This window comes from Methylobacterium sp. 10, from assembly GCF_000519085.1.
In the GTDB taxonomy this organism is placed as follows: Bacteria; Pseudomonadota; Alphaproteobacteria; order Rhizobiales; family Beijerinckiaceae; genus Methylobacterium.
The window spans coordinates 133,974-159,575 of the sequence record NZ_KI912577.1 but is presented as its reverse complement, the minus strand read 5'-3'; the positions used below and the strand labels follow the sequence as shown (position 1 = coordinate 159,575).

The window sequence follows — 25,602 nt, the reverse complement described above, 5'->3', positions numbered from 1 at the left end:
TTGCCGTGAGACCAATGCCTCCGAGATGTCGGACAACGATATCCTGACGACTGACGAGACTGTTTTCGTCAACGATGGTTCGTGCCGATCCTTGGTCCCGAGCGAGCACGAAAAAGGCGGCATCCCTGCTGGAATGCCGCCCCGTCTAACCGCTCCTGGGAGCGACCGACTTAGTTGAAGGTGTCGATCTCAGCCGACTCGTAGCTGGTGACTTCCATGCCGACGCACACTTCCTGAACGATGGGGGCAGACCACGTCATGACGTTTCTCCTGGTTGGTGATGATGGGCTTGGTGACACGGGCCCGTGAGGGCGCCGATCCCTCAGTTGAAGGGATCGATTTCCGCCGACTCGTAGCTGGTGACTTCCATGCCGACGCAAACTTCCTGAACAACGGGGGCAGACCAACTCATGGCAAATCTCCTTCGTGTCCGACGCCCTGAAGATAGGCGATGCATTGGGCGCAATACAAGCGGGCACGAGACTTATATTTTTCATATGAATGGCCGGAGCGGCGGGAATTTCCTGCGAAATCGAAAAAATTCCTTTCATTCCAGCATTATGATGCGCTTTTTCGCGTCTCCGGGGCTTGATCCTCGCCGCGTCACCGTCGGCGTCGAAGGTCGAAACGGATGCCCTGACGGACGGCCCGCACGGCGCGCCGTAGGGTGCGGGGGATGGGATGAAATTCGCCTTGACGCGTCTCCCCGTGGAGCGCATGGGGGCGCCGCCGACGACTTCGCCTCGGTGCTCCGCATGTGCGGATCACAGGTGGGAGCCTTGGAGCCCGAATTCCCCATTCATGCCCAGCGACAGTCCCACCGAACCAGCCCGCCCGGCCGCTATCGCTCCGACCGCCTGAGGCCCTGACGGGTTCACACGCGGCTCACCGCGATCCGGCCGAACACGGCCCGATCGCAACCCTCCGCTCGAGGTGAGCCCATGAACCAGATCGCCCACTTCCCGACCACGATCGATCCCTCCGTTCTGGCCGCCCGCCTGTCGGACGAACGGGCGCCCGACATCGTCGAGGCGCTGAACGAGGAGGCGCCCGAGGTCGCCGCCGCGATCCTGCTCGGGCTCCCCCACGACCGGGCGGTGGAGGTGCTCGACCAGCCCGAGCTCGATCTTGCCGCAGACATCATCGAGATGCTGCCGCGCGACCGGGTGGCCTCCTACCTGTCGGGCATGTCGGCGGACCGGGTGACGGACGTGTTCCGCGAGATCGAGGAGCCCGGCCGCTCCGATCTCAGGGCACGGCTCGATGCGGAGACGCGCGGCACGATCGACCGGCTCAGCGCCTATGGCGAGGAGAGCGTGGGCTCGCTGATGACCACGGAATTCGTCACCGTGCCGGGCAACTGGACGGTGCAGCAGACCCTCGACCACGTCCGCACGGTGGAGAAGACCCGCGAGACCATCTACGCGATCTTCGTCCTCGACCCGCGCACGCAGGCGCTGACGAAGGCCGTGCCCCTGCGCCGGCTGATCTCCGGCAATCCCGACGACAACGTCCTCAGCGTCGCCGCCGGCCGGCGGCCGCTCGCCGTCTCGCCCACCGCCAGCCGCGAGGAGGCCGCGCGGCTGATCTCGAAATACGACCTGCTCGCCCTGCCGGTGGTGGATGCGGTGGGCCACCTCATCGGCATCGTCACGGTGGACGACATGATCGACGCCATGGTGGAGAAGCAGACGCAGGACGTGCAGCGCTTCGGCGGCATGGAAGCCCTGCCCGAGCCCTATATGGATATCGGTTTCGGCACGATGATCCGGAAGCGGGCCGGCTGGCTCTGCGCCCTGTTCCTCGGCGAGATGATGACCGCCACGGCGATGCAGGGATTCGAGGGGCAGCTGGAGAAGGCCATCGTCCTCACCCTGTTCATCCCGCTCATCATGAGTTCGGGCGGCAATTCGGGCAGCCAGGCGACCTCGCTCCTCATCCGCGCCCTCGCGCTCCACGAGGTCCGCCTGCGCGACTGGTGGCGCGTGGCCCTGCGCGAGGTGCCCACCGGGTTGCTGCTCGGCACCATCCTCGGGGCCATCGGCATCGTCCGCATCGTCGTCTGGCAGAAAGCGGGTCTCTACGATTACGGCGAGCATTGGATGCTGGTGGCGGCGACGGTGGGGGCCGCCCTGGTGGGGATCGTGACCTTCGGTTCGCTGACGGGGTCGATGCTGCCCTTCGTGCTCCAGCGCCTCGGCTTCGATCCGGCGACGGCCTCGGCGCCGTTCGTCGCCACCCTCGTCGATGTGACCGGCCTCGTCATCTACTTCTCGGTGGCGATGCTGATCCTGCGCGGCACATTGCTCTGATCCTCATCGATCCTCCCGGGCGGCGTGCGTCCGGGAGGAGGCGACGCGTCAGGCCGGCACGCGGCCGTCGGGGGTGTATCGGTCGATGGCCTGCGGCAATTCCCGCGACAGGCGGGACAGCAATTCCTCGCGGGTCAGTCCCGTCTGCTGCGCGAGGGTCGCCAGGATGTCGGGGCCGATGGCCTTTTCGAGGTTCTGCGGCGCGATCTCCTGGTTGGGGCCCTGGTTGACCCAGGACGAGGCCGTCTCGCCGTGGCCGTTCTGGGTGAAACGCTCCACGAGTTCGCTCAACCCGCCGCCGAGGAGGCCGCCGGCTCCCGCACCGCCGAGTGCGCTTCCCAGCTGCCCGAGGATGCCGCCGAGGCCGCTCTGATTGAGCCCGCCCTGGTTGTCGGTGACGGCTCCGGGTGTGCCCGGAGCTGCGGTCTTGTTCGAAGCACCGCCCAGGAATTCGGCGATCTTGTCCTTGTTCTGGTAGCCCGCCACGGCGAGCAGGCCCAGCAAGGCCGTCATGGACGGATATCCGCGGCTCATGCGCTCTCTCCCTTGAGGTTCGCCGCCGATCTTCGGCAAGGCGAGGCTCACTCAACGTGCATGTGGCCATGCCGGATGCATCGGGCCGCCGGAATGTGCACGACCAGGGCGCCATGGCGCGCCGCACACAAAACTTGTCCGCCCGGCGGTTGTCGACCGCGGCCCGCGCATTACGTCGCAAGCGAAGCTGTGCGGTGAGGGAACCAGACCATCCCGGATAGCCTTCTCACCGCAGGCGGATGCGACTCCGCCGCGAGGTTTCCCGATGAACGAGATGGCGGTCTGATGCGGCGCACACACGACATGAATTTCGGCGCCGCCATCGCGGCGGACGGCGTGCGCTTCGCCATCTGGGCCCCCACGGCCAAGGACGTCGCCCTCGTGGTCGACGGGTCCGAACATCCGATCCCCGAGGCCGGCGAAGGCTGGCGCCGTACCACCGTGCCGAACGTCCGCCCCGGCGCCCGCTACGGTTTCCGCATCGACGGGGACCTCGTCGTGCCCGATCCGGCCTCGCGCTTCCAGCCGGACGACGTCTCGGGTCTGAGCGAGGTCATCGATCCGAAGGCGTTCGACTGGAGCGACGGCGAATGGAAGGGCCGCCCCTGGGAAGAGGCGGTGCTCTACGAGCTGCATGTGGGCACCGCCACGACTGAGGGCACCTATGCGGCCCTGGAAGCCAAGCTCGAAGACCTGACCCATCTCGGGGTCACGGCCATCGAGCTCCTGCCGCTGGCCGACTTCAAGGGCACCCGCAACTGGGGCTATGACGGCGTGCTGCCCTACGCGCCCGATGCCGCCTACGGACGGCCGGACGAGCTCAAGCACCTGATCGACAAGGCGCATTCGCTCGGGCTGATGGTCTTCCTCGACGCGGTCTACAACCATTTCGGCCCTGCCGGGAATTACCTCCACGCCTATGCCAAGACCTTCTTCACCGAGCGTCATCAGACGCCCTGGGGAGCCGGCATCAACTTCGACGGCGAGACCAGCGGCAAGGTCGTGCGCGACTACTTCATCGAGAACGCGCTCTACTGGCTGGAGGAATACCATTTCGACGGCATCCGCTTCGATGCGGTCCATGCCATCCTCGACGATTCCCCTACGCATTTCATCGGCGAGCTCGCCGAAACGATCCGCGCGCGCCTGCCGGGACGGCACATCCATCTCGTCCTCGAGAACGAGGCCAATCAGGCCCGCTGGCTCGAGCGCGACGACACTGCGCAGCCCGTCCAGCATACGGCGCAATGGGCCGACGACCTCCACCATTGCTGGCACGTGCTGCTGACGGGTGAGGATGCCGGCTACTATGTCAGCTTCGCCGACAAGCCGGTGGATCATCTCGCCCGCTGCCTCGCGGAAGGGTTCGCCTATCAAGGCGAGCCGTTCCCGAGCCTCGACAACCATCCGCGCGGCGAGCCCTCGGCCCATCTGCCGCCCTCGGCCTTCCTCACCTTCCTCCAGAACCACGACCAGGTGGGAAACCGGGCTCTCGGCGAGCGCCTGAGTGCGCTGAGCGACCCGGACAAGCTCAGCCTGGCCCGCGCCGGCCTGCTCCTTGCTCCGCAGATCCCGATGCTGTGGATGGGCGAGGAATGGTCGGCCACGGCGCCGTTCCTGTTCTTCGTCGACTTCGCGCCGGATGAGGAGCTGAACAAGGCGGTGCGAGAGGGGCGCCGGCGTGAGTTCAAGAGTTTCGCCGCCTTCGCCGACGACACGTCGGTCATCCCCGATCCCACGGCGGAGCAGACCTTCCTCGATTCGAAGCTCGACTGGTCGGAGCCGGAGCGCCAGCCGCATCGGGGCGTGTGGGCGGATACCCGCAACCTGCTCCAGATCCGGCACCAATCCGTCGTGCCCCTGACGAAGACCCGCTATCTCGGGGCCGACGTGACCCGGCCGTCCCCGGATTCCCTCGACGTGACGTGGCGCTACGCGGGCGGCACCCTGCGCTTCGTCGCCAATTTCGGCGCGGATCCCCTCGCCGTCGATTCCCTTGGAGGTCAGGTGATCTGGTCGAACGGTCAAACGGGTAGCGAGATCGAGCTTCCCTCCTGGACAGGCATCGTGCTGACGGGAGCCGCCCGATGAGCCGCGACCTCGTACGTCTCTCCGACCTCCTCGGCATCGCATCGGGCTACACCGACGCGTTCGGCCAGCCCGTGGCGACCGACATCGAGACCCGGCGCGGCATGGTCGCCGCCCTGGGGTTCCCGGCCGGCACCGACGACGAGATCGCGAACAGCCTCGCGGAGGTGGAATCCGTCCGGCTCGGGCTCGTCCCGTCGCTGATTCCGGTAGAGGCGCGGCGCGCCTCGACGATCCCCGTTCAGGCCGTGGACGCGCACGGTGCCGTCTCGTGGCGCCTCGTCGACGAGCGAGGGTCGGCGCGGGAGGGGAGGGCGTCGATCACGGGTGCGGGCGAGCCGCATATCGAGCTTCCGCCCCTGACGCCGGGCTACCACCGGCTCACCGTCGCCCTGGGCGAGCGGAAATCGGAATCCTGGATCATCTCCGCGCCGCAGCGCTGCTGGCGCCCGGCCGCCTATGCCGACGAGGGCGCGCGGGATTGGGGCCTCGCGGCGCAGCTCTACGGCCTGCGCTCGCCGCACAACCTCGGCATCGGCAGCTACGCCGATGCGGGCCGCGCCGCGCGGGATGCCGGCATTCGCGGCGCCTCGTTCCTTGGCCTGAGCCCGGTCCATGCGCTGTTCGAATCGGACCGCAGCAAGATCTCGCCCTATTCGCCGTCCTCGCGCCTGTTCCTCGAGACCCTGTTCATCGAACCCGGCGTGTTGCCCGGTTTCGCCGGTTCGCGCGCCGCCGTCCTGTTGGCGGACAAGGCCACGGACATCGCCGCCCTCCAGGCCGCGACCCTCGTGGACCATCCCGGCATCTGGGGCGTGCTGTCCCCGGTGCTGGAAGCGTTCTGGCAGGACTCCCCGGCTCGCGCGGGGCAGGACCCTGCCTTCTCGGCCTTCCGTGAGGAAGGCGGGGCGGACCTCGAAGCCCATGGCACGTTCGAGGCCTTGTCCGCCCATTACAAGGCGCTCGGTGCCTATTGGTCCGGCGACTGGCCGGAGGAGATGCGCCGCGCCGGGACGCAGGCTGTGGAAGCGTTCGCGCTGGCCCATGCGGAGGCCGTCACCTACCATATCTGGCTGCAATACCTGGCCGATCGCCAATTGGCCGACGCGTCGAAGGCCGCCCTCGCGAGCGGCATGCGGCTCGGCCTCTATCGCGATCTCGCGGTGGGCGCCGATCGCGGCGGGTCCGAGGTCTGGTCGCATCCCGAGCGCTTCGCCAACGGCGTCTCCATCGGTGCGCCGCCCGATCTCCTGGCCCCCAAGGGCCAGGATTGGGGCCTGCCGGCGTTCCACCCCCTCGAGATGGAGCGCGACGGCCTCGCGGCGTTCCGCGCCCTGGTTCAGGCGAACATGCGCCATGCCGGCGCGATCCGCATCGACCACGCCTTCCAGCTCGCCCGGCTCTTCCTCATTCCGGTCACCGGCTCGGCCAAGGACGGGGCCTATGTCGCCATGCCGTTCGAGGCGATGCTCGCGGTCCTGCGGCTGGAGAGCCACCGGGCCAAGTGCCTCGTCATCGCCGAGGATCTCGGCACCGCGCCGGAGGGCTTCTCCGACGCGCTGATGCAGGCCGGCATCCTGAGCTACCGCATCCTCGCCTTCGAGCGCGAGCATGATGGCCGGTTCAAGGGCCCCGGCGCCTATCCCCGCGACGCGCTGACCGCCATCACCACCCACGACCTGCCGACCTTCGTCGGTTGGTGGCGCGGCGTCGACACCGACACCCGTCAGGCCCTCGGCCTTTATGATGCCGAGCGGGCGGAATCCGAGCGCCGGGAGCGCGTCACCGAGCGTTTCCGCCTTACCGAGGCTTTGGCCTCCGAGCAGCTGCTGCCAGGCTACGACGTGCCCGAGGTGGCGCCGTTCGAAGCGGCTGCCCGCTACCTCGCACGGGCGCCGTCCATGCTCACGGCGGTGCAGTACGAGGATGTCGTCTCGGAACTGAGCCAGGCCAACGTACCGGGCTCGACGGAAGGCTACCCGAACTGGCGGCGCAAGCTCGACCGCAGCCTGGAAGCCATCGCGGCGCCGGGCGGGCCCCTCGCCAAACTCGCCGCCGCGCTCTCGGCCGAGGAGCGGGGTCCCCGTTCGGGGGCGGCGAGACTCGCTTCACCGCCGCCGCGCGCTACCTACCGGCTGCAATTCCACAAGGACTTCACCTTCGCCGATGCCGAGCGGATCGTGCCCTATCTGGCGAAACTCGGCATCAGCCACGTCTATGCCTCGCCGATCCAGAAGGCGCGGCCCGGCTCGACCCATGGCTACGACATCGTCGACCATTCGACGATCAACCCGGAACTCGGCGGCGAGGAGGGCTTCGTCCGCTTCTCCGACGTGATGCACCGGTACGGGCTGAAACTGCTCCTCGACATCGTGCCCAACCACATGGGCGTCGGCGGCGCGGACAATCCGTGGTGGCTCTCCGTGCTCGAATGGGGTGATCTCTCGCCGCTCGCCCATGCCTTCGACATCGACTGGCAGCGGCAGGGTGCCCGCAACAACCTCGTCATCCCGTTCCTGGGCGACCGCTACGGCGAGGCCCTCGAACACGGCACCCTCGACCTGAAATACGACGCGGCGACCGGCGCCTTCAGCGTCTGGCATTACGAGCATCAGTTCCCCATCTGCCCGTTGCAATATCCGTCGATCCTCAACCGCGCCCTTGCGGCGCACGGCGAGATCGGCGACGACGCGGCGGCCGAGGTTCTGTCCGTTTCGGAGCGTCTGCGTCTCATGAGCGAGGAGACGAGCGCGGAGCGGCGCCGGGGCTTCCCGGACGAGGCCGACGGCCTCAAGCGCCGGCTCGCCGACGCGGTGGAGGCCTCGCCCGCCATCGCCAAGGCCATCGACAGGACCCTGACCCTCCTCAACGGTTTCGAGGGAAGGCCCGACAGCTTCGGACCGCTCCATCGGCTCCTCGAGCAGCAATCCTACCGCCTCGCCCATTGGCGGGTGGCGGCGAGCGACATCAATTACCGCCGGTTCTTCGACGTGAACGGCCTCGCGGGCCTGCGCGTGGAGAAGTCCGACATCTTCCATCGCTCGCACGAGACGGTGTTCCGTCTCATTGCCGAGGGGCGGATCGACGGGCTGCGCATCGACCATATCGATGGTCTGGCCGACCCGCAGGGCTATGCCCGCGCCCTGCAGAGCGCGGTGGGTCCGGGCTTCTACGTGGTGGTCGAGAAGATCCTCGAACCCGGCGAGAAGCTGCGGCCCTGGCCCGTCGCCGGCACCACCGGATACGACGTGCTCAACCAGCTCGACGGCATCCTGGTGGATCAGGAGAAGCACACCAGGATCACCCGGTTCTATCGCTGGGCCACCGGCATGGACGAGCCCTACAAGGCGCAGCTCCGGGCGGCCAAGGCGGAGATCCTCGAGATCAGCTTCGCCAGCGAGCTCGAAGTGCTCACCGCCGACCTGAAGCGCATCGCCGATGCCGACCGTCGCACGCGCGACTTCTCGGTGAACGCCATCCGCCGCGCGCTGATCGAGATCATCGCGCGCTTTCCCACCTACCGCTCCTACCTGCCGGGCGATCTCGACGAGAGCGACGTCGAGGGCGAGGACATCCGCCTCATCGAGGGCGCGGTGGCCAAGGCCAAGCGCTGGAGCGCCCTGCCGGACAGGTCGGTCCACGATTTCGCCTCGCAGGCCCTCCTCGGCAGGATCGATTCCGGAGGGCCGGGTCGTCCCGATCCCGCCGTCATCCTGCGGTTCCGCCGCCGATTCCAGCAGCTCACCGGTCCGGTCATGGCGAAAAGCCTGGAAGACACGCTGTTTTACCGGTTCTCGGAACTCCTCGCCCTCAACGAGGTCGGCGGCGATCCGGGGGAATACGGCATCGATCTGGAGCATTTCCACGCGCTCCAGGCGGCGCGGGCCCGCGACTGGCCGAACGCCATGATCACCACGGCGACCCACGATACCAAGCGCGGCGAGGACGCCCGCTCGCGCCTTCTCGCCCTGTCCGAGATCCCGGAGGTCTGGGCCGAGGCCTGGACCATCCTCGGACAGTCGGCCCGCACTCATCTCACCGCCATGGAGGAGGGCCCCGCGCCCGACGCCAACGACCAGTGGATGTTCCTGCAGGCCATCCTCGGCGCCTGGCCGCTCGAATTGCTGGACGGGGACGACGAGGCCGCCATCGCGGAATTCCGCGACCGTCTCGACGCCTATTCCGAAAAGGCCCTGCGCGAGGGCAAGCGCCGGTCGAGCTGGGTCAATGTGGACGAGCGGTACGAGGCGGCGGTCAAGCGGCTGTTCGCCGGCCTGATCGCGCCGGGCGCGAAGTTCATGACGCTCATGCGTCCGATCGCGCGGCGGCTCGCCCATCTCGGCATGATCGCCGGCCTCGGCCGGACGGTGCTGAAGGCGACCCTGCCGGGTCTCCCCGACGTCTACCAGGGCACCGAGTTCTGGGACTTCTCCTTCGTCGATCCCGACAACCGCCGCCCGGTGGATTACGCGGCGCGGGAAGAGGCCCTGAGCGACACGGCCGATCTTCCCGCCTTGCTCGATCACTGGCCGGACGGGCGGGTCAAGCAGGCGACGCTGGCACGTCTCCTCGCCGACAGGGCGGAGCGCTCCAGCTTCTATGCCGATGCGGACCATATCGCGGTCACGGCCGAGGGCAGGCTGGGCGACCATGTCATCGCATTCACACGGTCGGATGCCACAAGCGGGGAGGGCGACCTCCTCGTGGCGGTGCCGCGCCTCGTCTCCGGCCTCGTCGGCGACGCGACGTGGTCGGGGGAGGCCTTTGCCGGCACCACCCTGCCGGTGGCGGCGGAGAGCCGCTGGATCGACCTGATGACGGGCGGCGACGTCCGGCCGGAGGGAACTTCGATCGATTTCGGCCGGTTGTTCGCGCGTTTGCCCTACGCGGTGCTGAAGCGGATCGCCTGAGTCCCGGATTCGAGACGGCAACCGAACCCTAGAGGGTGGTCCTCGCCGAGGGCCGCCCATCCCCACCCCACCCGCCGCCGCGCGGGAGGCTCCTGCGGGAGACGGGGATACGTCTTTACGAGAACGGAGTACGCATGAACGCGCCGAGCCCAGCCAAGATCTCCGCCGCGCGGACCGAAGCCGGAACCGTGGCGCTGCCTGCGGGACTCGCCCCCCGCGCCGAGGGGCCGCGCATCTACAACCTGTTCCCCCTCCTCGTCGGACGGGTCTCGGCCTGGACGGCGGAGCTTCCCCGCATCGCCGGGATGGGATTCGACTGGATCTACCTCAACCCGTTCCACCAGACCGGCGGTTCGCGCAGCCTCTATGCTGTCTCCGACCCGGATAGGCTCGACGAACGGTTCCGCGACGATGACGGCACTTCGGACGACGAGCAGATCCGGCGCTTCTGCGCCGCTGCCGCCGCGCACGGCATCGGCGTGATGACCGACCTCGTCATCAACCACACCGCCAAGGACGGCCCCCTGGCGCGGGACCGGCCGGACCTGTTCCTGCGCGACGAGGCCGGCAACATCGAGAGCCCGGCGGCCGTCGACCCGGACGATCCGTCGATCCGCACGGTCTGGGGTGACCTCGCCGAATTGAACTACCATTCGGCCGATGCCAGGGAGGAGCTTACCCGGCTCTGGGCCGGCTACATCAACCGGATGCAGGATCTCGGCGTCGGCGGGTTCCGCTGCGACGCCGCCTACAAGGTGCCGCCGGATGTCTGGCGCGGCCTGATCGGTGCCGCCAAGGCGCTGGAGCCCGATTGCCTGTTCGCCGCCGAGACCCTCGGCTGCACCTTCGAGGAGGCACAGGCCACGGCGGGTGCGGGCTTCGACTACCTGTTCAATTCCTTCGCCTGGTGGGACCTGAAGGCGCCGTGGGCGCTCGAGCAGTACGACCGCCTGCGCGTGATCGCCCCCTCCATCGCCTTCCCCGAGAACCACGACATGCCCCGCCTCGCCGCCACTCTCGGCGGTGGTGCGGAGGCGGTCGCACGGCACCTGAAGGCACGCTATGCCCTGGCCGCGTTCTTCTCGGCCGGCGTGCTCCTGCCCATCGGCTACGAATGGGGCTACCGCCGTGCCCTGCACGTGGTCGAGACCACGCCGGATTCCCGTGAAACCGACACCGGCATCGACATTTCCCGCTATGTCACCGCCATCAACGCCCTGAAGGCCAGCCTCGCCTCCGCCAATGTCGAGGGCGCACAGTCCCGCATTTCGGCGCCGGATGCGGATTACGTGGCGCTCCTCAAGTTCGACACCGGGCACGGCGCCTCGGCGCGCCACGCCACCCTCGTCCTGTTCAATCCCGGCCCCGTGGCGGTGGCGGTGGATGCCGGGCCGCTGGTGGCCCGGACGGGCGGGATGCTCGACCGCTTCAAGGATGTCACTCCCGAGGCGGAGCCGATCGACTTCCTCCCCGGCACGAGCCTCGACCTCGCCCCCGGCGAGATCCGCATCCTCGCCGCCGAACGGCGGGTGGTGGCAAAGCCGCCGGCACCCTCCACGCCGTCGGGCGAAGGCCGCGTCGTCATCGAGGCGGTCTCGCCCGAGATCGACGGGGGCCGCTCCCCAATCAAGCGCGTGGTCGGCGAGCAGGTGGCGGTCTCTGCCGACATCTTCAGCGACGGCCACGAGATCATCGACGCCGCGATCCTGTCGCGCGTCGTCGGCGAGGAAGCATGGCGCCGAGACCGCATGGTGTTCGTGGACAACGACCGCTGGAGCGGCTCCTTCCCCCTCGAACACAATGCCCGCTACGAATTCACCATCGAGGCCTGGCGTGACGCCTTCTCGTCCTGGATCCGCGACACGCTGAAGAAGCGCGATGCGGGCGTGGACGTGCACCTGGAGACCATCGAGGGCGTCACCTTCGTGCAGGGGGCGGCCGACCTCGCCACCGGGCCGGACCAGGCCCGGCTCCAGGCAATCGTGTCGGCTCTCGCGGCCGAGAAGACCGGATCGGCGGCGCAGCTCGACCTCATCCTCGCGCCGGAGACCGCGTCCCTGATTCGCAGGCATGCCGAGCGGGTCAACCGCTCGCGCTATCCTGTGAACGTGCCCGTCATCGCCGACCGCCTCGCCGCCCGGTTCTCGGCCTGGTACGAGATCTTCCCGCGTTCGCAATCCATGGACGTGAACCGCCACGGCACGTTCGACGACGTGATCCGGCGCCTGCCGGAGATCCGCGAACTCGGCTTCGACGTGCTCTACTTCACGCCGATCCACCCGATCGGGAAGACCAACCGCAAGGGCAAGAACAACACCCTCACGGCGTTGGAAGGCGATGTCGGCTCGGTCTACGCGGTCGGCTCCGAGGCGGGCGGGCACGAGGCGGTTCATCCCGAACTCGGAACCCTCGAAGATTTCCGCCGGCTGGTTGCCGCGAGCCACGCTTACGGCATGGAGATCGCCCTCGATTTCGCGATCCAGTGCTCACCCGACCATCCCTGGATCAAGAACCACCCGGAATGGTTCGAGTGGCGCCCCGACGGCACGCTGAAATTCGCCGAGAACCCGCCGAAGAAGTACGAGGACATCTCCAACGTCCACTTCTACGGCGGCGCGCTGCCCTCCCTCTGGATCGAGCTGCGCGACATCGTCATGGGCTGGGCCGAGCTCGGCGCCCGCATCTTCCGCGTGGACAACCCGCACACCAAGCCGATCCCGTTCTGGGAATGGATGATCGGGCAGGTGAATGCCCGCTATCCCGACGTGATCTTCCTCGCCGAGGCTTTCACCCGGCCGAAGATGATGAAGAAGCTCGCCAAGGCCGGCTACCAGCAGAGCTACACCTACTTCACCTGGCGCAACACGAAGCAGGAGCTCATCGAGTATTCCACCGAGCTCGCCGGCGATATGGGGGAGTATTACCGGCCGAATTTCTTCGCGAACACGCCGGATATCAACCCGGTCTATCTCCAGACCAGCGGTCGCGCCGGTTTCATCGTGCGGGCGACGCTCGCGGCCACCCTGTCCTCGGTCTACGGGATCTATAACGGCTTCGAGATGTGCGAGGCCGCCCCGTATCCGGGCAAGGAAGAGTATCTCAACTCCGAGAAATACGAGCTGAAGGCCTGGGACTACCATGCGCCGGGCAACATCCGCGCGCACATCATCAAGCTCAACCGCATCCGGCAGGAGAACCCGGCGCTCTGGGATTTCCGCAACGTCACCTTCACGGGGGCCTATAACGACCAGATCGTCGCCTATGCCAAGACGACGCCCGAGGGTGACAATTGCATCTTCGTGATGGTCAACCTCGATCCGAAGAACCGCCAGGAATGCACCTACGAGGTGCCGCTCTGGCTCCTCGGACAGCCCGATGACGGCGCCGTCGAGGTGGAGGATCTGCTGCTCGGATACACGTTCGAGCTCCGCGGCAAGTCCCACCGCATCGCTCTCGATCCGGCGGAGCGGTCCGTGGTGATCTGGCGTCTGCGCGCACCCCGCCGGGTTGCGGAGTAGCGGCCCGCGTGTCAGCACAAAACTTCGAGTTTTCAGCCGTCCGTCGCGTTGTCGCCCAGAAGAAGGCGCCAAAGCTGCGGACGACGCGGCCGGCACCGTTCGTATCCGCGAACGGTGCCGCTGTGACGCCGAACACGCCCCTGAACCCGACGCATGAGGCAACGACGCGATGATCGATCGTAGCGATCCGCAATGGTACCGTGACGCCATCATCTATCAGATCCACGTCAAGTCGTTCTTCGACTCGAACAACGATGGGATCGGCGATTTCGAGGGCCTGACGCAGAAACTGGATTACGTGCGGGACCTCGGGGTCACCGCCATCTGGCTGATGCCGTTCTATCCCTCGCCGCTGCGCGACGATGGCTACGATATCGGCGACTATCGCGACGTGAACCCCTCCTACGGGACGATGGAGGAGTTCCGGAAGTTCGTGGAGGCGGCGCATGATCGTGGCCTGCGCGTCATCACCGAGCTCGTCATCAACCACACGTCGGACCAGCATCCCTGGTTCCAGCGCGCCCGCGAGGCGCTGGCCGGTTCGCCTGAACGGGATTTCTACGTCTGGTCGGACACCGACACGCCGTATTCCGACACGCGCATCATCTTCCTCGATACCGAGACCTCGAACTGGACTTGGGACCCGGTCGCCAAGCAATATTTCTGGCACCGGTTCTACAGCCACCAGCCCGACCTGAACTTCGACAACCCCGCCGTGCTGGAGGGTGTGATCGAGGTCATGCGCTACTGGCTCGACATGGGCGTCGACGGCCTGCGTCTCGACGCGATCCCCTACCTGATCGAGCGCGACGGCACGAATTGCGAGAACCTGCCGGAGACCCACACGGTCATCAAGGCGATCCGCGCGGCGCTGGACGCGAGCTATCCGGACCGGATGCTGCTGGCGGAGGCCAACCAGTGGCCGGAGGAGACCGCGCAGTATTTCGGCGACGGCGACGAATGCCACATGGCGTTCCACTTCCCGCTGATGCCGCGCATGTACATGGCGATCGCCCGCGAGGACCGGCACCCGATCACAGACATCATGCGCCAGACCCCGGAGATCCCCGAGGGGTGCCAGTGGGCCATCTTCCTGCGCAACCACGACGAGCTCACCCTCGAAATGGTGACGGCCGAAGAACGTGACTACCTCTGGTCGTTCTACGCCGCCGAGCGCCGCGCCCGCATCAATCTCGGCATCCGCCGCCGTCTGGCTCCGCTCCTGGAGAACGACCGCCGCAAGATCGAGCTGATGAAGTCCCTCGTCCTGTCGATGCCCGGCACGCCGGTGCTGTATTACGGCGACGAGATCGGCATGGGCGACAACATCTATCTCGGTGACCGCGACGGCGTGCGGACCCCGATGCAATGGTCGCCCGACCGCAACGGCGGCTTCTCCCGCGCCAATCCTGCCAAGCTGTTCCTGCCCTCGGTACAGGACCCGATCTACGGCTTCGACGCCATCAACGTCGAGGCGCAGACCCAGTCGCAGACGAGCCTGCTGAACTGGACGCGCCGCATGATCGCGATCCGCAACAACTCCGTCGCCCTCGGGCGCGGCGGCATGCAGTTCCTGTATCCGACGAACCGCAAGGTCCTGGCCTGGATCCGCGAGTTCGAGGGCGAGCGCGTGCTCTGCGTCGCCAACCTCTCCCGCGCGCCGCAGGCGGTGCAGCTCGACCTCTCCGAGTTCCGCAGCGCCGTGCCGATCGAGCTCACCGGCGGATCGGAATTCCCGGCCATCGGCGAGTTGCCCTACCTGCTGACGCTCCCGTCCTACGGGTTCTACTGGTTCTCCCTGAACGCCGCGAATGCCGGACAGATCGGCCCGCAGCCGGAAACACCCGAACTGTTCACCCTCGTCCTCACCGGCGGGGTCGAGACCCTCATGGCCGGGCGCGAGCGCACCGCCTTCGAGCGTACCGTGGCGCCGCGCTTCATCGGCACCCGCCGCTGGTTCGGCGCCAAGGGCACCCGCATCAAGTCGGTCTCGGTGATCGACAGCGCCACCCTGAAGGATGCCGGCGGCGCAACCCGCTTCCTGCTGCCGCGCGTGGCGGTGCATCTCGCCAACGGCGAGCGCCAGGATTATTTCGTGCCCCTCGGGGTCGATGAGGGCCGCGAGGACGAGACGCTGCTGTCGCACGCGGTCGCCCGCGTCCGTCGCGGACCGCGCACGGGCCTTCTGTTCGGGGCCTCCGCCTCGCCCGCCTTCTCGGTCGCCCTCATCGATGGGATGCGCAACGGCGTCGAGCTGCCGACGGAGACCGGCAAGCTCGTCTTCTCCCATACCTCGGCCTTCGACCGCGATGTGGCCGTGGACTTGGCGGAAGTCCGCAGCCTCAACGCGGAGCAGAGCAACACCTCGATCGCCATCGGCTCGAAGATGATGCTCAAGCTCCTGCGCCGCATGCAGACGGGCGTCCATCCCGAGATCGAGGTCGGCCGGTTCCTCACCGAGCAGGCGGGCTTCGCCAACACCCCGGCCCTGCTCGGCGTCGTCGAGCATGTGGCCGAGGACGGGACGCGGACGGCATTGGCCGTGCTCCAGGCCTTCGTGCCCAACCAGGGCGATGCCTGGACCCTGATGCTGGAAGGTCTGCGCCGCGACTTCGACACCGTCGTGCTCGCACCCGAGAGCGAGGCGCCGGCGCCCACGGAAGCGTTCGCTCCGCACCTGCGCTGGGCCGAGCTCCTCGGCCGTCGCACCGCCGAGCTCCATAATGCTTTCGCCATCGACACCGACGACCCGGCCTTCGCGCCCGAACCGTTCACGCATGACGATCTGCGCGACCTCGGGGAGGATGCGCGCCGCCAGGGCGAGAGAGCCTTCCGCGCCCTCGACGCTCTCGCGGGACGCACCTCCAGCACGGCGATCACCGAGCTGGCCGGCCGCCGCCGCGAAGTCGAGCTCTTAATCGAGGACATGACGGCGCGCCCGCCGGTGGGGGCGACCAAGACCCGCATCCACGGGGACTTCCACCTCGGTCAGGTCCTCGCCTCCGAGAGCGATCTCATCATCATCGACTTCGAGGGCGAGCCCGCCCGCCCCGCCGACGAGCGCCGCGCAAAGTCGACGCCGCTGCGCGACGTCGCAGGGATGCTGCGGTCCTTCGCCTACGGTGCCGAGACCGTCACCCGCGAGATCGCGGGCCGGTTCGCGGATTCGGAAGGTCGCGCCCGCAGCGCGTCGATCGCCTGGCGCGGCATGATCGATGCTGCGTTCCTCGACGCCTACCGTGCCGTGGCCTCCACCAGCCGCGCCGCGGTGACGGACCCGGAGACGGAGGCGCGGCTGCTGTCGCTCGCCCTCCTGGCGAAGGCTCTCTACGAAGTCGATTACGAGGCCAATAACCGGCCGGATTGGATCGAAATCCCAGCCCGTGGGGTTCTCACCATTCTGGACGATACCAAGAAAGGTGCTTGAATGACGGATATCGACGAGAGGCTGGCGAAGACGTCCGAGCGCGAGCCGACGCCGTCCGAGAGGACGGCGAAGCGGCCGGCCGCGTCAGGAGATTCTCGCCAGGCCGATGCCGGTTCGTCGACCGTCCAAGGTGTCCATCCGGACGCGGTGGCCGCCGTGATGCGGGCAGATCACGGTGACCCGTTCTCCGTGCTCGGCCCCCATCAGATCGGCCACGGCTTGTGGGAAGTGCGGGTCATCCTGCCCGAGGCGAAGTCGGCGACCCTCCTCACTGCCGGTAAGCGCATTCCGCTCGAGCGGCGCCATCAGGACGGGTTCTACGTCGCCCGTGTGCAGAGCGAGGGCCGTCCCCTCTACGAACTCGCGGTGGAGGGCTGGGACGGCACCGAGCGCCCGCGCCACGACCCCTACAGCTTCGGTTCGTCCCTGCATCAGCAGGACATCGACAACCTGCGCGAGATCGGCAGCGACGTCACCTACCGGGTGCTCGGGGCCCAATCCATGGTCCTCGACGGGATCGACGGGTTCCGTTTCGCGGTCTGGGCGCCGAATGCCCGCCGGGTGAGCATCGTCGGCGATTTCAACGAGTGGGACGGCCGCCGCCACCCCATGCGGCTCTGGCAGACCGGCGGTATCTGGGAGCTGTTCGTTCCGGGCCTGCGCGCCGGCGTTCACTACAAGTTCGAGATACGCGGACCCGACGGCGCACTGCTGCCGCTGAAGGCCGACCCCGTCGCCTTCGCGGCGCAGAAGCCCCCCGAGACGGCCTCCGTGCTCCAGGGTACGAACGAGCCGGTCTGGAGCGACGCCAAATGGATGGCGACGCGCGGCGAGAAGGACCCGCGCCATACCGCCATCTCGATCTACGAGGTGCATCTCGGCTCCTGGGCGCGGGTCGCCGAGGAAGGCAACCGCTACCTGACCTATAAGGAACTGGGCGAGCGCCTGATTCCCTACGTCAAGGAGATGGGCTTCACCCATATCGAGATGCTGCCGATCACGGAGTATCCGTTCGACGGGTCATGGGGCTACCAGCCGGTCTCGCTGTTCGCGCCGACCAGCCGCTTCGGCACGCCGGACGATTTCGCGGCCTTCGTCGACACGGCCCATGAGGCCGGAATTGGCGTGATGCTGGACTGGGTGCCGGGCCACTTCCCCCTCGATGCCCACGGTCTCGGCCAGTTCGACGGGACGCATCTCTACGAACACGCCGACCCGCGTCAGGGATTCCACCAGGATTGGGGGACCTACATCTACAATTTCGGCCGCACGGAAGTGTCGAGCTTCCTCGCCGCCAATGCCCGGTTCTGGCTCGAGCGCTATCACCTCGACGGTCTGCGCGTGGATGCCGTCGCCTCCATGCTCTACCTCGACTATTCGCGTCGTCAGGGCGAGTGGATCCCCAACCAATACGGGGGCAACGAGAATCTCGATGCCATCAACTTCCTGCGCAAGACCAACGAGGCGACCTACAGCCACGCGCCGGGGACGATGACCATCGCCGAGGAATCCACCTCCTGGCCGGGCGTGTCCCACCCGACCTATACGGGCGGTCTCGGCTTCGGCTTCAAGTGGAACATGGGGTGGATGCACGACACCCTTGAGTTCATGTCGAAGCAGACGATCCATCGCCGGTATCACCACCACGACCTGACCTTCGGCCTGCTCTACGCCTTCTCGGAGAACTTCATCCTGCCGCTCTCGCACGATGAAGTCGTCCATGGAAAAGGCTCGCTGCTGGACAAGATGCCGGGCGACCGCTGGCAGAAATTCGCGAATCTGCGCGCCTATTTCGGCTACATGTGGGGCCATCCGGGCAAGAAGCTGCTCTTCATGGGCGGCGAGTTCGGCCAGCAGAAAGAGTGGAACCACAACCAGAGCCTCGACTGGCATCTGCTCGACGACCCTCTGCATCGCGGGGTCAAGGATCTCGTCCGCGACCTGAACCGCCTCTACACGTCGACACCCGCCCTCCACGTGAGGGATTGCGAGGCCGCCGGCTTCCAGTGGCTGGTCTCCGACGACCAGGACAACAGCGTCATCGCCTGGGCGCGCAAGGGCACGTCACCGGGGGAGGTCGCCGTCGTCGTCTCCAACTTCACGCCGATCCCGCGAGACGGATATCGGATCGGCGTGCCGGAGGCGGGGTTCTACCGCGAGGCGATCAACTCGGATTCCGAGCGCTATGGCGGCTCCAATGTCGGCAACATGGGCGGCGTCCAGGCGGAGCCCGTGGAGAGCCACGGCCAGCCCTATTCGCTGGTGCTTGCCGCGCCGCCGCTCGGGACGATGATCTTCGTGCGCGAGGGCTGAGATCGAGCTGGTTTTCCAGCTGATGTGAGAAAGGGCGCCGGTTCGATGAACCGGCGCCCTTTCTTTTGTTGGAGAATGTTTGATCGGATTTCTCAGCGAGTACTCTCGCTGAAGTAGGGCGTCCCAGCAGACCACCTCAGGATGAGGTAACGCCTCAGGTAAACACCGCAAACAGTTGGGGCAGATTGGTCCGGCGCGCGCGCTCAGACCGTGCGGGCGCGAAGCCCGCCGCCATTGCCCAGCGCACGCGCGTAGAGCGCCGAGTAATCCATGGCCGCGCCGTCCCAGGTGAAGGAACGGGCCATGGCGCGGCGGCGCATGGCGTTGAGGCGCTTCTTCTCGCCGAACGTGTCGAGAGCCCGGCGGACAGCGCCGAGGAAGCCCTTCTGCGAGGCTTCGCCGAAGGTGAAGCCGGTCACGCCGTCCTCTACCGTATCGGCGAGGCCACCGGTGCGGCGCACGATCGGCAGCGATCCGAATCGCTGGGCGTACATCTGCGCGAGGCCGCAGGGTTCGAAGCGGGACGGCATCAGTAGGAAGTCGCTTCCGGCGAACATCCGCCGCGCTTCCTTTTCCTCGAACCCCACCTGGACCCCGACGGAATCAGGATGGCGGCGGGCGAGATCGCTCAACGCGGTCTCGAAGCGGCGCTCGCCCTCGCCAATCACGACGATCTGACCGCCCTCGGCCACGATGGTCTCGGCCGCGCTGAGGCTGAGGTCGATGCCCTTCTGGTGGACGAGGCGCGAGACGATGGCGAAGAGCGGGCCGCGCGACACGGCGAGGCCGAACTTCCGGCGCACCGTCTCGGCATTGGCGCGCTTGCCCTTCCAATCGTCGGCCTCGAACCGCGTGGCGAGGTGGGGATCGGTGCGCGGGTCCCAGCTCTCGTCGATCCCGTTGAGGATGCCGGCCAGCCGCCCCTGGGCGGCGCGGGTGCGCAGCAGGCCGTCGAGGCCGCATCCGGATTCCGGCATCATGATCTCGCGGGCATAGGTCTCGCTCACCGTGGTGACGTGCGAGGCGTAATAGATGCCGGCCTTGAGGAAGGAGAGGTGACCGTAGAACTCGCAGCCATCCATCTGGAAGGCCCCGTCCGGGATGCCGAGGCGCCCGAGGGAATCGCTCGGGAACAGGCCCTGATAGGCGAGGTTGTGGATCGTCAGGACGCTGGGGACGCGCTGTCCGGTCCATTCGAGATAGGCGGGGGCGAGCGCCGTCTGCCAGTCGTTGAGGTGAAGGAGATCCGCCGACCAGGACGGGTCGACCCCGCCGGTCAGCTCCGCCGCCGCGAGGCTGAGGCGCGCGAAGCGCAGGTCGTTGTCGCGGAAGTCTCCCTGCGCGTCGCCATAGGGCGTGCCGTCGCGCTGATAGAGGTCCGCGCTGAGGATGATGTAGACCTTGAGGCCGTCGCCCGTCTCGATGAGCCCGAGATCGCAGGGCGGTATGCCGGCATGCCCCCGCAGATGGGCGACGACGGGGATGTGATCGAACCGGTCCACCACCTGGCGATAGCCGGGAATGAGCACGCGGACGTCGTAATGGCGGCGGAGCGACCGGGGCAGGGCGCCGGCGACTTCGCCCAGACCGCCGGTCTTGACGAAATCCGCCATCTCCGGGGTCGCATAGAGGATGCGCGGCTGGAGCGAGAGGCTCCGGATCACCTCGGCGTCGGCACCGCCGGAGGCGAAAAACGGCGAGGCGAGGTCGGCACTGGAGGTGGTCGTCGCCGGCATATGATGGAGACCTCTAGGGCAGATCGTGCTCTTCGCGATGCACAACTCAAGCCATTGGGTCGGTTAATACAACGTTCAGTTTGCTGCGGCGCGGGAAAAATGTCGCGCCGCGATAGATTTTTTCGTGGCCCCTCGGCGTGCCGGGTGTCAATCGGGATGTTTGAGCAGGATCACGCCCTCGTCTCCGGCCATGTCGAGCACCTCCGAGGCGCCGATATCGGCCCGCCCGGGATGGGTAGAGAGGAGGACGCTCCAGCCTGATTCGCCGGCGAGGGAGAACCGGATCGGAATCGACGAGAAGTTCAGCACGATCCGCACGGTTTCGCCAGCCTCCACCCTCTCATAGGCGAGAAGATGGTCGAGCCCGTCCGTATCGAGCCGTCGGTAGCTTCCCACCGCCAGGGCGGGATAGGCGCGGCGCAGGTGCAGGAGCCGTCGGTAGAGGGTGAGGATCGAGGTGGAATCGTCGCGCAGGCCCTCCACGTGCCGCCTGTCCCGGTCGGCGCTCAGGGGCAGCCAGGGTTCGGCCTCGCTGAATCCGGCATGGACGGTGTCGTCCCACTGCATCGGCGTCCGCTCCGGGTCGCGGCCATGGCCCGGCTCGTTGAAGCCCCAGGGGTCGCGCATCCGCTCTTGCGGGATCTCCACATGGGCGAGGCCGATCTCGTCGCCGTAATAGACCGTGGGCGTGCCGCGTAAGGTGAGGAGAAGGATCGCCGCGATCCGCGCCTGCGCCTCGCCGATCCGTGCGGCGATGCGGGGCTGGTCGTGGTTGCCCAGCACCCAGTTCGGCCAGCCGCCGGGGGGCAACGCCTCTTCGTACTCGTCCACCAGGGCCGCCACGGCATCGGCCTGCCAGGGGGTCTGGATCAGCTGGAAGTTGAACGGCAGGTCGACCCCGGACAGGCCGGGGCCGTAATAGGCCACCAGCCGCTCGATCGGCAGGTAGATCTCGCCGATCAACACCCGGTCGTTATAAGCATCGAGCACGCGGCGCATCCCGGCGATGATGTCGAACACTTCCGGGCGGTCGGCGGAATAGACCTGCTCGAAGCGGTTGATCTCCGGCTGTTCGGGATGGAAGGCGGGGTTCGCCGGATTGTCGCGAAACCCCTCGTCCTTCATCAGGTGCCAGATCACGTCGACGCGGAACCCGTCGATTCCCCGGTCGAGCCAGAAGCGCAGCACATCGTGCATCGCCTCCCGCACGGCCGGGTTGCGCCAGTTCAGGTCCGGCTGATCGGCCAGGAACGCGTGGTAGTAATATTGGCCGCTGGCCTCGTCGAAGGTCCAGGCCGGGCCGCCGAAATTGCTCAGCCAGTTGTTGGGCGGTCCTCCATCCGGCGCCGGGTCGCGCCAGATGTACCAGTCCCGCCGCGGATTCTCGCGCGAGGTGCGGCTCTCCGTGAACCAGGGATGCGCGATGGAGGAGTGGTTGGGTACGAAGTCGAGGATGACCTTGAGCCGGCGGGCATGGGCCTCCGCGATCAGCGCGTCGAGGTCGGACAGGCTGCCGAAGAGCGGGTCGACGCCGCAATAATCGGCGATGTCGTAGCCGTAGTCGGCCATGGGCGACGGATAGATCGGCGAGATCCAGACGGCGTCGACGCCGAGCCAGGCGAGATAGTCGAGGCGGCGCGTGATGCCGGGGAGATCGCCCACACCGTCGCCGTCGGTGTCCTGAAACGAACGCGGATAGACCTGATAGACAGTCCCCCGCTTCCACCAGACGGCTTTCGCCGGATCCGGAACAATCGCCTCGCCTGACGTCATCCGTCCCCCGATTCATGCCCGGATTCCCGCCATAGCCTAGCCTGTGCGGGAGCGCCAAGCGACCCCGCCGGGCGTGTCCGCATGTTGCCGCGCCAGCGCCCTGCTGCCGCATTCATGAAACCTTCAGCGCTAAATGGTCTCATTCCCGCACGGTTTGGATGGCAGACAGGCGAATCGCGGGGATCGGTCACCGCCAGCGGGATCGGTCGATCCCGGAAGGCCGACCTGTCCATAGCGACGCCGCCGCACGGTCACCGCCGGAAGAAGCGGGTGACAAACAACGCTCTGCGGCAGCGACACTGAGGGGGAATGAGACCATGCTGAACGAAATCCTGGCCGGCTCCGCTCGGGGTGACGAGACCGGCACGCGCACCGCCGCCGTGGAAGCGCCGGCCCGGCCGAGCTGGACCGCTCCCGCCAAGCCCGCCTCCGGCGATCCCGTGGCCGACCTGCGCGAGGCGATCCTCGCCAAGCTCGCCTATGCCATCGGCAAGACCCCCGAGACGGCGCGCGAGCGCGACTGGTTCGCCGCCACCGCCCTGGCCCTGCGCGACCGGATCGTCGATGCCTGCATGGACGGCAGGTCCACCAGCATTCCCAACAAGCGCGTCTATTACCTCTCCCTCGAATTCCTCATCGGCCGGCTCCTGTCGGACGCCATGAACAATCTCGGCCTCGTCGACACGACCCGCCGGGCCTTGCGCGACCTCGGCATCGACCTCGGCGACGTCGAGGCGGCCGAGCCGGACGCCGCGCTGGGCAATGGCGGCCTCGGCCGTCTCGCCGCCTGTTTCATGGAGAGCATGGCGAGCCTGTCGATCCCCGCCATCGGCTACGGCATCCGCTACGATCACGGGCTGTTCAAGCAATCCCTCGAGGATGGCTGGCAGAAGGAGGCGCCGGAGACCTGGCTCGCGGAAGGAAATCCCTGGGAGTTCGTCCGGCCGGAGACGACCTATGCGATCGGGTTCGGCGGCCATGTCACCATGTCGGCGATCTCGGACGGGGTGATCCGCCGGCACTGGCACCCGGCGGAGACGGTGCGGGCCGTGGCCCACGACGTCCCCGTGGTCGGCTGGCGGGGCAGGCACGTCAACACGTTGCGGCTCTGGAAGGCGGAGGCGGACTCGCCCATCGACCTCGCGCAGTTCAACGGCGGCGACCATGTGGGCGCGGTGGCGGCCCGCTCCAAGGTCGAGGCGATCTCGCGGGTGCTCTATCCGAGCGATTCCTCGGAGGCCGGACAGGAACTCCGCCTGCGCCAGGAATACTTCTTCACCTCGGCTTCGCTGCAGGACCTCGTCTCCCGTCACGTGGCCGAGCGCGGCGACCTGCGCTCTCTGCCGGACCATGCCGCGATCCAGCTCAACGACACCCACCCGGCCATCGCGGTGCCCGAGCTGATGCGCATCCTCCTCGAGGATCATGGCCTCGCCTGGGAGGACGCCTGGCACATCACCACCCATACCCTGAGCTACACCAACCACACCCTCCTGCCCGAGGCGCTGGAGACCTGGCCGGTGGAGCTGATGGAGCGGCTGCTGCCGCGCCACATGCAGATCATCTACCTCATCAACTGGATGCATCTCGAAGAGCAGGGCCGGCACGGCAGGGCTGACGCGGCGCAGCTCGCCTCGGTCTCCCTCATCGACGAGGCCAACGGCAAGCGCGTGCGGATGGGCCATCTCGCCTTCCTCGGCGCCCGCCGGGTGAACGGCGTCTCGGCGCTCCACACCGACCTGATGCGCTCCACCGTGTTCAAGGACCTCCACGCCCTCGACACCGACAAGATCGTCAACAAGACCAACGGCATCACCTTCCGGCGCTGGTTCCACAACTGCAATCCGGAGCTGACGAAGCTCGCGGTGGAGGTGGTGGGCGAGCGCGTCCTCGACGATCCCGAGGCGCTGCTGGGGCTGGCCGATTACGCGACGGATAGCGGTTTCCAGGCCCGCTACGCCGCCATGCGCAAGTCCCGCAAGGAGGCGCTGGCCAAGGTGGTGGCCGACACGACCGGCATCGTCGTCGATCCCTCGGCTTTGTTCGATACCCAGATCAAGCGCATCCACGAATACAAGCGCCAGCTCCTCAACGTCATCGAGACCGTGGCGCTCTATCAGGCGATCAAGGCCGAGCCGAACAAGGACTGGACGCCCCGCGTCAAGATCTTCGGCGGAAAGGCGGCGCCGAGCTACGTCCAGGCCAAGCTCATCATCAAGCTCGCCTGCGATGTGGCCAGGCTCGTCAACAACGACCCGGACGTCGCCGGCCGCCTCAAGGTGGTGTTCCTGCCGAATTACCGCGTCAGCCTCGCCGAGGCGATCATCCCGGCCTCCGACCTGTCGGAGCAGATCTCCACGGCCGGCATGGAGGCGTCGGGCACCGGTAACATGAAGCTGGCGCTCAACGGCGCCCTCACCGTCGGCACGCTGGACGGCGCCAATATCGAGATCCGCGACCATGTGGGGGCGGACAACATCTTCATCTTCGGCCTCGACGCGGCCGGGGTCCAGAAGCGGGCGGCCGAGCCGGATTACGCCGCCAGGGCCATCGCTGCCTCGCCGCGCCTTTCCGCCGCCCTCGACTTCATCGAGGCGGGGGGCTTCTCCCCTGAGGAGCGCGGCCGCTTCCAGCCGATCGTGGACGACCTGCGCCACAACGACCGCTACCTCCTCACCGTCGATTTCGACGATTACTGGCGCGTCCAGCGCGAGATCGACGCCGCCTGGATCGACAAGGCCAGCTGGTGGAGGAAGGCCATCCTCAACACAGCCCGGATGGCCTGGTTCTCCTCCGACCGCTCCATGCGCGAATACGCCGACGACATCTGGCGGGTGAAGGTGGGGTGAGCCGAGAGGCCCTTCCTTTTCTTCCGCAAGGCGGTCGAAAACCGACGATCCGGCTCTCCCTTCCGGCGCATCAGGGATGGGGAGCGGTGGTTCTGCGAACGACGGTTGCGCGTTCGCAGACGGACTGGACTCGGCTCCAGGC

12 protein-coding genes are annotated in these 25,602 nt (G+C 67.4%); 7 read left to right on the top strand and 5 right to left on the bottom strand.

Translation table 11 applies throughout. The features are described from left to right. Positions 1–170: 170 nt before the first annotated feature. Both pqqA (K368_RS23650) and pqqA (K368_RS25740) read right to left on the bottom strand, forming a co-directional pair. A complete protein-coding gene (gene pqqA, locus K368_RS23650) occupies positions 171–260 on the bottom strand; it encodes a pyrroloquinoline quinone precursor peptide PqqA (RefSeq protein WP_018042171.1) in 90 nt (29 codons plus the stop codon). 62 nt (positions 261–322) lie between these two features. Next, positions 323–412, bottom strand: coding sequence for a pyrroloquinoline quinone precursor peptide PqqA (gene pqqA / locus K368_RS25740; RefSeq protein ID WP_081612606.1), 90 nt, complete (start codon positions 410–412; stop codon positions 323–325). A gap of 529 nt (positions 413–941) precedes the next feature. On the opposite strand from pqqA (K368_RS25740), the gene mgtE reads away from it, so the two are divergent. Then, entirely contained in the window at positions 942–2,312 is a 1,371-nt protein-coding gene (gene mgtE / locus K368_RS0100675; protein WP_027170705.1) for a magnesium transporter, read from the top strand. 48 nt (positions 2,313–2,360) lie between these two features. Here the strand turns inward: mgtE and K368_RS0100670 are convergent, their stop codons facing one another. Beyond that, the gene (locus K368_RS0100670) at positions 2,361–2,846 is read right to left on the bottom strand and encodes a YidB family protein (RefSeq protein ID WP_027170704.1); all 486 of its coding nucleotides are present in this window, start codon (positions 2,844–2,846) and stop codon (positions 2,361–2,363) included. 285 nt (positions 2,847–3,131) lie between these two features. Here K368_RS0100670 and treZ point away from each other — a divergent pair, with 285 nt between their 5' ends. From treZ to glgB, 5 genes are all read left to right on the top strand, one after another. Next, positions 3,132–4,937 carry a malto-oligosyltrehalose trehalohydrolase gene (gene treZ, locus K368_RS0100665; RefSeq protein ID WP_027170703.1) on the top strand — a complete coding sequence of 602 codons (1,806 nt, stop codon included), beginning with the start codon at positions 3,132–3,134 and terminating at the stop codon, positions 4,935–4,937. Then, positions 4,934–9,844, top strand: coding sequence for a malto-oligosyltrehalose synthase (locus K368_RS0100660; protein WP_027170702.1), 4,911 nt, complete (start codon positions 4,934–4,936; stop codon positions 9,842–9,844). The genes treZ and K368_RS0100660 overlap by 4 nt, the downstream gene beginning before the upstream one ends. A gap of 134 nt (positions 9,845–9,978) precedes the next feature. Then, positions 9,979–13,362 carry a maltotransferase domain-containing protein gene (locus K368_RS0100655; protein WP_027170701.1) on the top strand — a complete coding sequence of 1,128 codons (3,384 nt, stop codon included), beginning with the start codon at positions 9,979–9,981 and terminating at the stop codon, positions 13,360–13,362. Positions 13,363–13,531: 169 nt separating this feature from the next. Beyond that, positions 13,532–16,789: a maltose alpha-D-glucosyltransferase gene (gene treS, locus K368_RS0100650; protein ID WP_027170700.1), complete on the top strand. Its 3,258-nt coding sequence runs from the start codon at positions 13,532–13,534 to the stop codon at positions 16,787–16,789. Then, positions 16,790–19,102, top strand: coding sequence for a 1,4-alpha-glucan branching protein GlgB (gene glgB, locus K368_RS0100645; protein WP_027170699.1), 2,313 nt, complete (start codon positions 16,790–16,792; stop codon positions 19,100–19,102). A 203-nt stretch (positions 19,103–19,305) separates the two neighbouring features. On the opposite strand, the gene glgA is transcribed toward glgB, so the two are convergent. Then, complete coding sequence (gene glgA / locus K368_RS0100640; RefSeq protein ID WP_027170698.1) at positions 19,306–20,838, bottom strand: glycogen synthase GlgA; 1,533 nt, start codon at positions 20,836–20,838, stop codon at positions 19,306–19,308. Positions 20,839–20,985: 147 nt separating this feature from the next. Then, positions 20,986–22,611, bottom strand: a complete 1,626-nt coding sequence (locus tag K368_RS0100635; RefSeq protein WP_036265834.1) for an alpha-amylase family glycosyl hydrolase — start codon at positions 22,609–22,611, stop codon at positions 20,986–20,988. Positions 22,612–22,928: 317 nt separating this feature from the next. Here K368_RS0100635 and K368_RS0100630 point away from each other — a divergent pair, with 317 nt between their 5' ends. Continuing rightward, positions 22,929–25,460 (top strand): glycogen/starch/alpha-glucan phosphorylase, encoded by a 2,532-nt coding sequence (locus K368_RS0100630; RefSeq protein ID WP_027170696.1) that lies wholly within the window; start codon positions 22,929–22,931, stop codon positions 25,458–25,460. Positions 25,461–25,602: the final 142 nt, after the last annotated feature.